Consider the following 8,910-nt stretch of genomic DNA (forward strand, 5'->3'; position numbering starts at 1 on the left):
AATCGGTCGCGCTCGCAAATTCATACTCGAACCCGAACGTGTCGAGGAAACGGCGCAGCATCGCGTTGTTGTGGTTGCCGAAGCTGTCGAACTCGCCGAACGGATCGGGCACCGAGGTCAGCGGCTTCTGCTCATGCTGGCGCAGCATGTCCTGATTGGGCACGTTGCTCGGCACCTTCCGCATCCCGTCCATATCGTCCGAGAAGCACAGAAGCTTCGTCGGGATATCCGAGATCAGTTCGAAAGCGCGACGGATCATCGTGGTGCGCGCAACTTCGCCAAACGTGCCGATATGCGGCAGACCCGACGGCCCATAGCCCGTCTCGAACAGGACGTAACCCTTTTCCGGGTCCCGTTTCTCGTAACGCTTGAGCACCCGGCGGGCTTCCTCGAAGGGCCAGGCCTTGGATTTCATCGCAGCGTCACGCAAGCTCGTCATTGCATACCTCATGAAGGCGCCCCGTGCGCCCAGTCGCGCCTGACCTATTGAAGCGGACGGGGACAGTCAATAATTAGCACTCGAACACTATCAAGGAGCTCCCACGTGCCCGACGTTCTCGCCTCGCTTTCGCCCCAAGACGCGCTCGTCGCCGTGATGGTCGCGATTTCCGCCGCCGATGAGGACGTGCCGACCTCCGAACTCGTCGCAATCGAGCGGATAGTGAACCACATGCCGATCTTCGCGGGCTACGATTTCGACCGCGTCTCGCGGGTCTCCCGCTCGGTCTTCACGCTGTTCGAAGAGGAAGACGGACTCGAGGCGCTGTTCGGCCTGATCCGCGACGCGCTGCCCGAACATATTTTCGAAACCGCGTATGCGCTGGCCTGCGATGTGGCCGCCGCAGATGGCACGATCCGTCAAACCGAACTACGTCTTCTCGAAGAAATTCGCGGTGAGTTGGCGATCGACCGGCTGCACGCCGTCGCCATCGAATGGGGTGCGAAAGTGCGCCACGTCACGCTCTGATCGGACGATAGAGTCCCGGCGAGGAAACCTGACGACCGCCCCGCCGTCCAGGCGGAGCGACCCCTCAGCCGTAAATCCCGGCCCAACGCTCCAACAGCTGGCTCTGCAGGATTTTCGACGCCCGCACCCATTGGACCTGCCCCGGCGGGCGCGGCGCCGAGCCCGCACGACGACGCCGGTTTAGATCGGCGGTGAAGATCGCGAAGACCAGTTCGGTGCCATCAGGCGCGGTCATATAGCCCGCCAAAGTCGAGACGAAATTCAGCGTCCCGGTCTTCGCATCCACTCGGAATGGCTGGGCTGGCATGTTCTTGCCCGTCGCATCGCGCAGCTTGAATGGCTTCATCAAACTGCGCAGCCCCATCGGCGCACCAAGATTGCGCAGCGCCGCCACCATGTCCTGCGGCGAAAGCTCGGCATCGGCCCGCAGCCCGGAATGGTCGGTAAACCGGGCCGAGCGCGCGCCCGTGCGTTGCTGCAGCCACTGGGTCATCGTCTGTCCCGACTGCTTCAGGGAGTTCCCCGCGCCCAGCCGCTTGCTGACCGTCATGCCCACCGCCTCAGCGGTGATATTGGTCGAATATTTCATCATCGCGCGCAATACCGGCACAAGCGGATCGCTGCCATGGCTCACCAAGACAGTACCGCCGGGCAGGTTGCGCACCTCTTCCGGCGCGGGCAGCGGTGTGCCCTGCGCGCGGGCCAATGTCTGGAACACGTCGCCCGCATAGGCCGCCGGATGGCGCACCGGCAACCACCGGCTTCCGCCACGCCCCAAGGCCGCCGAGGCGACCGTCCAATGCTCGACCCCGCCGCGGTCGGAATAGGTAAAAGTGGGCGAGGAGCGTTTCGCAATCGACGCCTTCGCGGTATAGGCCTGCGGCTGCACGTCGCGCCCGCGCGCATCCATGCTCAGCGCCCAGCCCCCACCGGAGCGGCGCCATTGGAAATGCACGCGATTGAAATTCAGCATCAGCCCCGAGATCGACGGGTTGTAGCCCGCGAAGATCGGCTGATCGTTCGCAATCTCGTTCTTGTAGGGCAGCGCCCCGGCCCAAGTCAGGAAACGCCCCGTGACGCCCTGCACTCCCTTCGCCGCCAGCTGCTTCGCCATCGCGTTCAGATCGTCGGTCGTTAGCGTCGGATCGCCCCCACCCGCGAGGATCAGATCGCCCTGAATGCGCCCGCCCGAGATCGGGCCGGTCGCGATCAACTGCGTGCCAAAACGGAAATCGCCGCCCAGTTGCTCCATCGCATAGAGCGAGGTGATCGACTTGAGCGCGGAGGCGGGCGGCATCGCTTGGCCTGCATTGCGCTGTTCGAGGATCTGGCCGCTCTTCAGGTCCGCGACGACATAGCCCACATCGCCGCTGAGCCCGGCCATCCGGACCAATTCGGCTGCCGCGACCGTCTGGCCGAAGCCCGTTTTCGGAGTGGCGAAAAGCGCGGCGCCACCCAGCAGTGCGAAGCGGCGCGATATCGATAGCGGCATGGCGATTCCTCCCTCGGCGTCAATCCGAGCGTAGCGCGCCCCGCACTGTCTTCAAGCGGGTGTCGATGCCCGCCAGCCGCCTTTCTCGCGAATTTCCGTGGAGGAAAGAGACGACATCGGAATGTTGACGAAGCACCAGCGCGGCGCCGGTCCGTCGAGGAGGCGCTGCGAGGCGACCGCGGGCAATTCGGCCCCCGCATAAATGCGCGCCGCGCGCGCCCAGCGCCCCGGCATCCGCCAGCCCGGACGCGCCAGCACACCGACCGGCACGCTCTCCATGATCGTGCGCCAATGATCCCAGCGGTCGAATTGCACGAGGTTATCGGCCCCCATCAGCCACGCGAAATCCACGCCGGGATAGAGCGCGCGCAGACGCGTTATCGTGTCGGCCGTGTAACGCGTGCCGAGCCGCGCTTCGAGGTCGGTCACCACGACGCGCGGATCGCCCCTAAGGCTCGCCCGCGCACTCGCGATCCGCTGATCGAGCGGTGCGGGACCATGCGCCTTGAGCGGGTTGCCGGGGCTCACGATCCACCAGACCCGATCAAGATTGAAGCGGCGCAGCGCCTCACGCGTGATCAGGACGTGACCTTCATGCGCCGGATCGAACGACCCGCCCAGAAGACCGATGCGCTGTCCGGCGCGGGCATAGGGGAAACCTTGTCTCATGCGCTGCCCTTACCCGAAGGCGACCGGTCAGGAAAAGAGCGTTTGTGCGCCTAAAGCGCGGAGCAGGGTGACGCGCCCGACCCATCCTCGACGTTTTCGACAGGCCCGGACCCGAAGCGAAGACATCCGCGCCCTGCGGCCTTGGCGGCATAGGTGGCCCGGTCGACGTCATTCTGCAGCGCCGCGACCTCGAGGCTCTCGTAGTCGCGCGACGACACAGCGCCGAGCGATCCGGACACCAGACATTCCTGCCCCCGATACCATTTCGGCGCTTCAAGCTGTTCGATGATGCGTGCCGCGAGCGCGCCAATCTCCGCGCGGCTCGGATTACCGCGCAAGAGAACGAGGAACTCGTCGCCGCCCATGCGCGCGACCAGATCACCGCCGCGCACGCTTTCGCACAGGTTGCGGGCCACCAGTTGCAGCACGAAATCCCCCGCCGCATGGCCTTGCGTGTCATTGATCGTCTTGAAGTGATCGAGGTCGACCTGCAGCAATGCGAAATTCGCCAGCCCGTTCGTCGCGTGGTCGACGGCCCTTGCGAGCGCCTGCGCCATGGCCCGGCGGTTGGCGAGTTTCGTCAACGGGTCGCTCAGAGCCTGATCCTCCGCCGCTTTGCGCGCCTGATCGAGCCGCCCGGTCAGGGCCCGCAACTCTTCCAGCACGAGCGATTTCGCTTCCTGCAGATACAGCATTTCCATCGCGAGATCGGCGGCGGAGAAATCATGTTCGGTCAGGTCGAATTCCGCCACAAGTTCGCGCAGGTGAATACCGAAGCTGAAATTAAGGAGCATATCGCCCCCCGCCTGCGTCGGCGCGCGCCCCTGAACTCGTGGACCCGTGTGGCTCACCAGCGCGCCACGCAGGCTTACCTGTGGGCGCATGCGAAGGGTGACATGGAGCATCTCCTCCGCCGTCATGGCCCCGAGGGAGCGCCCGCAGCGCCCGATCTGGCGATCGCAATCAACAGCACCGCAACTTGAGCGCAATTCCTTCGGGCACATTCGCACCGCCCCGCCGCGCCGCCCGACCGAGAAAAACCGCGAGAACGGCGCGCCGACGATCTGGGCTTCCGGCACCCCCAGAACCTTGCGCAACGTGCGCCCGACCCCAAGGATGCAGGCCCGCTCGTCGAGCCAGAGAAACATCGGCAAAAGCCCGGTCAACAGCGCCAGCCAATAGGCGTGCGCGCCCCGATCGGCGGGTGGCTGCGCGGCCAGTCTCGTGACAGCGTTCTCGCCCGGCACGCTCATCAGACCTCACCAATCATGCGCGCGAGGGCGAACTGGCGCGCCTCGGCATGGGTGGCGTCGAGCAGTTGGATCGTCACGGTTTCCCCCATCGGATCGGGATCGCGCAGATCGCGCCCGGCGACACGCGGCGACACCTCGATCAGCGCGAGGCTGCCATAGTCATCCGCCATCGCGCGCAGGATCCCCGCCAGCACCGCCCCCCAACCCGGCAGATCCGCGGCGACGCGCAGACGGAACTGACCCGGCTGGGTTGCGACCAGATGCAGGTCCGGCAGCTTGAGATCGGGCAGCGCCATGCGCGCGCGATCGTTCAACTCGTTGAGCGAGTTCAGAAAGCCGCGATAGTCGCAGCCGCCGTAACGCAGCAACCGCCGCACCGCTTCGCGGCTGCACAGATGCGCCCCAAGGTCTTCCAAAAACTCGGATCGCGCCCGCCCCAACTCGTCGCAGGCGGTATCGATCAGCCGCAAGGTCTGCGCATCGTCATATTGCAGCAGGGGCTCATAGCTCTCGCCCGGCAAATCCGCTCGCCGCCGCACGCGCGCACAGAGCGGCGCCCCGTGGGTGTCGGTCAGAAACGTCTCGATAGAACGGTTGATCAAGCCGAGCATGTGTCCTCCTGACCGCCACGCTAGCGGTCAGAAGTTAACAAAGCTCCAAATTTGCCCGGCTCAGCGCGACAGCGGCAAAAGACGCAGCCCACCGGCCTCAAGCGCCATGATCCCGCTCGGGGACAGCTGCATCTCACCGCGTTTGATCGCGGCGATGACAGGGGCCAGATCGACGCGGAAACGCGGCTCGCCCTGCGCATCGACGACGCTGCCCCAACCGATCGAATCCCACGCGCCGTTCGACTGCCGCAGCACATAGATCGCATCGCGGTCGGGCAGATGCAGCAGCACCATCGCCTCGTCACCGGGCACATCCGAAAGGAAATCGGCCTCGATCAAAGCGCAATTCGCCGCCGCTCCCTCGGCAGAGGCGCAAAGCCCCGCCGCAACCTCGGGCGCGCGCGCACGGATCGCATCGAGCAGCGCATCCTCGGGCGCTTTCGCACCGGGCGGCAGCACGAGATCCCGGCGCAGCTGGGCGCGCGCGGCGCTGGCCCCCTCCGCCCCATCCGCAGACGGGCTCAGACGGGCCAGGGCCGTTGCGAGCGCGCGATCATCACCGGCTTGGGTTTCCAACTCCGCGAAGGCCGCCTGCCCGGCAAGCCCCCAGTGGTTCTTCAAAGCGTAAAGCGGCAAAGCGCCTGCCGTGATGCGCCCCTCGCGATACAGCGCCAGTTGCGAGCGCGCAGCCACTCCGTTCGCATCCAGCACCGGCGTCAGCCATGCCAAAGCGGCAAGCAGCAGGACACCCGCCATGGCGATATTGATCCGCCGCAAGCGCACCATCCAGCCGCGCCCCAGCAGCACCGACCCGGCATATCCCAGCGCATAGCCCGCCAGAAGCACGATCAGCACCGCCTGCGCCACGCGTCCCGGGGTCCAGCCTTGCGCGGTGACGCTTTGCCATCCGGTCCAGGCCGCCGCCCCGACCAGCACGGGCAGCACCAGCGCCAAGCCTTGAGCCGACAGACGCAAGACCCGCGCCCGGACGGCACTTTCATCGTCGCGCTCAATGCCGATCGAGATCAGCGTCACTGCCGCCGCGGCCATCGCCAGCAGCGTCTCGATCTGCGAGAACCCGATCAGCGAGACCTCCCCCCGGCGCGCAATGAACCCGGCCACGAAGATCACCGCGACCAGCAGAACCGGCGGCAGCAACAGCCTCAGAAGCCGCAGGATCAGGGTCGGAGAGATCATCTCCTCCAACTCGGTCACCACCGCCAGTCCCAGCCCGAGAATGCCGCCCGAGACCGCAAAGGCGAACAGCTTCTCCCGCAGAAGCTGGCGCAGGAAATCGAGGTCCACACTCTCGAGCAGGCGCGCCGAGAGGTACAGCACGAGCCAGACCATCCCGAGGAAAATACACGCGGCGGCATAGCGCACCACGATATTCCAGGCATGCAGGAACAGCGCCGGATAGTCGTTCCAGGCGCGCCCGCCGCCCTGCGCCACGGCCATCGCGAAGGGCATCGGCAGCATCGCCAGAACCGAAAGCGCGAGCAGCTCGTAAGGCATGTAGCCCGCCAGCGTCTCGCTCGGGGCATAGCCAAGCGACGCCCACCATCCGAGCAACGCGACCGGAACCGCAATCAGCGCCGCCGCGCCGAATGCCCTGCGCCAGCCGATCTCGCCCAGCATCGCAAGCGCGGTCGCGAAGAACACCGTGCCCAGAACCGACACGCCGAATTGTCCGTGCGCGTCAATCGGAAGCCGTTGCTGCAACTGGTTATCGAGCGCCCAGAAGAACATGCCCGCCAGCAGCCCGAGCAGAATATGTTGCAAACGTAGTTGCATGCGTCCCTCTCCTGTCTTGCGCGAGGCTCCTCGCGCGTCTGACGCGTCTCGCTAGCCCGCGCGCTGTGCGAGCCAGTCGGGAAGCCCCCCGATATGATCGAGCACCGCATCGGCGAGCGGGGCCAGATCGGCCCGCTCCGCCGGTCCGCTCAGCACGCCGATCGCGATCATCCCCGCCGCGCGCGCCGCGTGCAGGTCATGCTGGCTGTCGCCGACCATCACGACCTCGGCCGGGTCCAGCCCCAGCGAATCCGCGAAGGCCAGAAGCGGGCGCGCCGTGGGTTTCGCCCCGTGCCCGCTGTCATAGCCGATAATCCGGTCGAAAAGATCGGTGATGCCCGCCTGCGCGGCATGTGCCCGCGCCGAGGACTCGGCATCGTTCGTACAAATGCCCAGCTGCAATCCGCGTCCGCGCAGATCGGACAGAAGCGCTGCAAGCGGCACCGGCTCCACCAGAGGCACGTCATGCGCCGCCCGCTCCAATTCGAGCACCAGATCGTCGAGCGACCGTCCCGGAAGATGCGGCAACAGCAGTTCCGCCGCCTCCCGAACCGTGCCCGCGATCACCGGCGAGTGCGGTTCGAATTCTATCCGATCGAGATCGAACCCGATCGCCGCGGCAAGCCTGGCGGCCTGCTCGGCATCCTTCGCTAACGCCTCGATCTGCAGCTTCGCCCAAGCGCCCCATGTCGCGTCGAAGTCGAAAAGCGTACCGTCCTTGTCGAACAGCACCGCCCGTATCTTGCCGCCTGCCATCTGCGATCTGCCTCCCTTTGCGGGCAGATTGCCCAAAGCTGCGCGTCAGGTCCAGTGGCGCAGATCGCCGCGCCCGAGAACCGCGCGCGCCTGCATCAGCGCCTCGGGCTGCACACCAAGGTCCTGCGCGCAATCCAGGACCACCTGATCGTCCTGCAGGACATGGTCGAGAACCCCTGCGAGGAAGTCCGGATCGCTCGCCTGCGCCCGCAAATCGTCCACGCTCGCCCCGGAATTGGCGAGGAACGCGCCGATCAGATCTTCGCGACCGGCAAGCCAGCCGAGGGTCTGCAACGCGAGCGTATGAGCGTTTTCTTGCCGCATGACGGGTCCTTCTCTGTCGGGGAGAAACGCTTTGTTAACCTATCGACCGCTAAGGTCAAGAAAAGGCGCGATGAGAAGCTGGCGCAGTCGGGAACCGCCCGATGCAAGCCGCACCGCGCCGGAGGTTGAAGGAGTAGCGTTATATGCCGGGATCGATCCTCATCGTGGATGATGTGGCGACCAATCGCATTGTGCTTAAGGCGAAGCTGACCGGCGCGCGCTACAACACACTGCAAGCCGCAAGCGCGGCGGAGGCGCTCGCCCTCGCGGCCGCGCAACGGCCCGGGCTGATCCTGCTCGACGTCACCTTGCCCGACATGACCGGAGAGGGTCTTATCGCCCGGCTGCGGGCGGACCCGCGGACCCGGCGCATCCCGATCATCGCGATGACGGGGCGCGATACGCCGGAGCTGCGCGTGACGCTGCTGCAGGCCGGGGCGAATGAGGTGCTGGCCAAACCCTTCGACGAACTGGTGCTACTCGCCCGCCTGCGCAGCCTGATCCGCGCCCATGTCGGCGACGAGGATTCGGCACTGCGCGAGCAGACCTGCCGGGAACTCGGCTTCGCAGAGGCGGCGAGCGACTTCGTCCCTCTCGCGCGGATCGCTCTGATCGCGCCCACCCCGGCCGAGGGGCTGCGCTGGAAATCCGCGCTCGCGCCCCTGCTGACGACCAATCGAATCCTTCTGACCAGTTACGATCAGCCCTGCGGCGACGATCCCACGCGCCGCGCCCCCGACCTATTCGTGATCGGCGCAGATCTCGCGCATCGCGGCGATGGGCTGCGGCTGATGTCGGAACTGCGCTCGCATCCCGAAACACGCCATGCGGCGATCCTGATCGCCAGCCATCCCGACGCGCGCGAAACGCAAGCCAGCGCGCTCGATCTGGGCGCGGATGATCTGCTGCCCGCAGAGATGTCGACGCCGCTCGCGGCGCAGGAAGCCGCACTCAGTATCGGCGCGCAGCTCCGCCGCAAGCGCCTCTCGGATCAGTTGCGTCTGTCGGTCGACGAAGGCCTGCGTCTTGCGCTGGTCGATCCGC

9 protein-coding genes and 1 pseudogene are annotated in these 8,910 nt (G+C 66.1%); 2 read left to right on the forward strand and 8 right to left on the reverse strand.

The genetic code is table 11. The features are described 5' to 3' along the window. Positions 1 to 439: pseudogene (lysK, locus tag B3D39_RS18875) on the reverse strand (lysine--tRNA ligase); the annotation flags it as partial. A gap of 105 nt (positions 440 to 544) precedes the next feature. Here lysK and B3D39_RS18880 point away from each other — a divergent pair. Continuing rightward, positions 545 to 967 carry a tellurite resistance TerB family protein gene (locus tag B3D39_RS18880; RefSeq protein ID WP_078522614.1) on the forward strand — a complete coding sequence of 141 codons (423 nt, stop codon included), beginning with the start codon at positions 545 to 547 and terminating at the stop codon, positions 965 to 967. 64 nt (positions 968 to 1,031) lie between these two features. On the opposite strand, the gene dacB is transcribed toward B3D39_RS18880, so the two are convergent. From dacB to B3D39_RS18915, 7 genes are read right to left on the reverse strand one after another with little or no spacing between them, the layout of a single operon-like run. After that, the gene (gene dacB / locus B3D39_RS18885; protein ID WP_078600419.1) at positions 1,032 to 2,459 is read right to left on the reverse strand and encodes a D-alanyl-D-alanine carboxypeptidase/D-alanyl-D-alanine endopeptidase; all 1,428 of its coding nucleotides are present in this window, start codon (positions 2,457 to 2,459) and stop codon (positions 1,032 to 1,034) included. 51 nt (positions 2,460 to 2,510) lie between these two features. Then, positions 2,511 to 3,128: a nicotinate-nucleotide adenylyltransferase gene (locus B3D39_RS18890; RefSeq protein ID WP_152843643.1), complete on the reverse strand. Its 618-nt coding sequence runs from the start codon at positions 3,126 to 3,128 to the stop codon at positions 2,511 to 2,513. 50 nt (positions 3,129 to 3,178) lie between these two features. Next, complete coding sequence (locus tag B3D39_RS18895) at positions 3,179 to 4,381, reverse strand: GGDEF domain-containing protein (RefSeq protein ID WP_274962763.1); 1,203 nt, start codon at positions 4,379 to 4,381, stop codon at positions 3,179 to 3,181. Then, positions 4,381 to 4,992, reverse strand: coding sequence for a heme NO-binding domain-containing protein (locus B3D39_RS18900; protein WP_274962764.1), 612 nt, complete (start codon positions 4,990 to 4,992; stop codon positions 4,381 to 4,383). The genes B3D39_RS18895 and B3D39_RS18900 overlap by 1 nt, the downstream gene beginning before the upstream one ends. Before the next feature lie 60 nt (positions 4,993 to 5,052). Then, the gene (locus tag B3D39_RS18905) at positions 5,053 to 6,786 is read right to left on the reverse strand and encodes a DUF4153 domain-containing protein (protein ID WP_274962765.1); all 1,734 of its coding nucleotides are present in this window, start codon (positions 6,784 to 6,786) and stop codon (positions 5,053 to 5,055) included. A 51-nt stretch (positions 6,787 to 6,837) separates the two neighbouring features. Beyond that, positions 6,838 to 7,542, reverse strand: coding sequence for an HAD family hydrolase (locus B3D39_RS18910; protein ID WP_274962766.1), 705 nt, complete (start codon positions 7,540 to 7,542; stop codon positions 6,838 to 6,840). 45 nt (positions 7,543 to 7,587) lie between these two features. Further along, complete coding sequence (locus tag B3D39_RS18915) at positions 7,588 to 7,866, reverse strand: DUF3572 domain-containing protein (RefSeq protein ID WP_078542139.1); 279 nt, start codon at positions 7,864 to 7,866, stop codon at positions 7,588 to 7,590. Between the two features lie 143 nt (positions 7,867 to 8,009). On the opposite strand from B3D39_RS18915, the gene B3D39_RS18920 reads away from it, so the two are divergent. Then, a partial coding sequence (locus B3D39_RS18920; protein WP_286789958.1) for a response regulator occupies positions 8,010 to 8,910 on the forward strand: 901 nt, incomplete at its 3' end.

Origin of the sequence: Thioclava sp. UBA3469 (assembly GCF_002378135.1) — a bacterium.
Classification (GTDB): Bacteria; Pseudomonadota; Alphaproteobacteria; order Rhodobacterales; family Rhodobacteraceae; genus Thioclava; species Thioclava sediminum.

Bases quoted from the DNA above. Each gene is read 5' to 3' on its own strand.
- B3D39_RS18900 (WP_274962764.1), bottom strand. From the start codon at position 4,992: ATGCTCGGCTTGATCAACCGTTCTATCGAGACGTTTCTGACCGACACC.
- B3D39_RS18905 (WP_274962765.1), bottom strand. From the start codon at position 6,786: ATGCAACTACGTTTGCAACATATTCTGCTCGGGCTGCTGGCGGGCATG.
- B3D39_RS18890 (WP_152843643.1), bottom strand. From the start codon at position 3,128: ATGAGACAAGGTTTCCCCTATGCCCGCGCCGGACAGCGCATCGGTCTT.
- B3D39_RS18895 (WP_274962763.1), bottom strand. From the start codon at position 4,381: ATGAGCGTGCCGGGCGAGAACGCTGTCACGAGACTGGCCGCGCAGCCA.
- B3D39_RS18915 (WP_078542139.1), bottom strand. From the start codon at position 7,866: ATGCGGCAAGAAAACGCTCATACGCTCGCGTTGCAGACCCTCGGCTGG.
- dacB (WP_078600419.1), bottom strand. From the start codon at position 2,459: ATGCCGCTATCGATATCGCGCCGCTTCGCACTGCTGGGTGGCGCCGCG.
- B3D39_RS18910 (WP_274962766.1), bottom strand. From the start codon at position 7,542: ATGGCAGGCGGCAAGATACGGGCGGTGCTGTTCGACAAGGACGGTACG.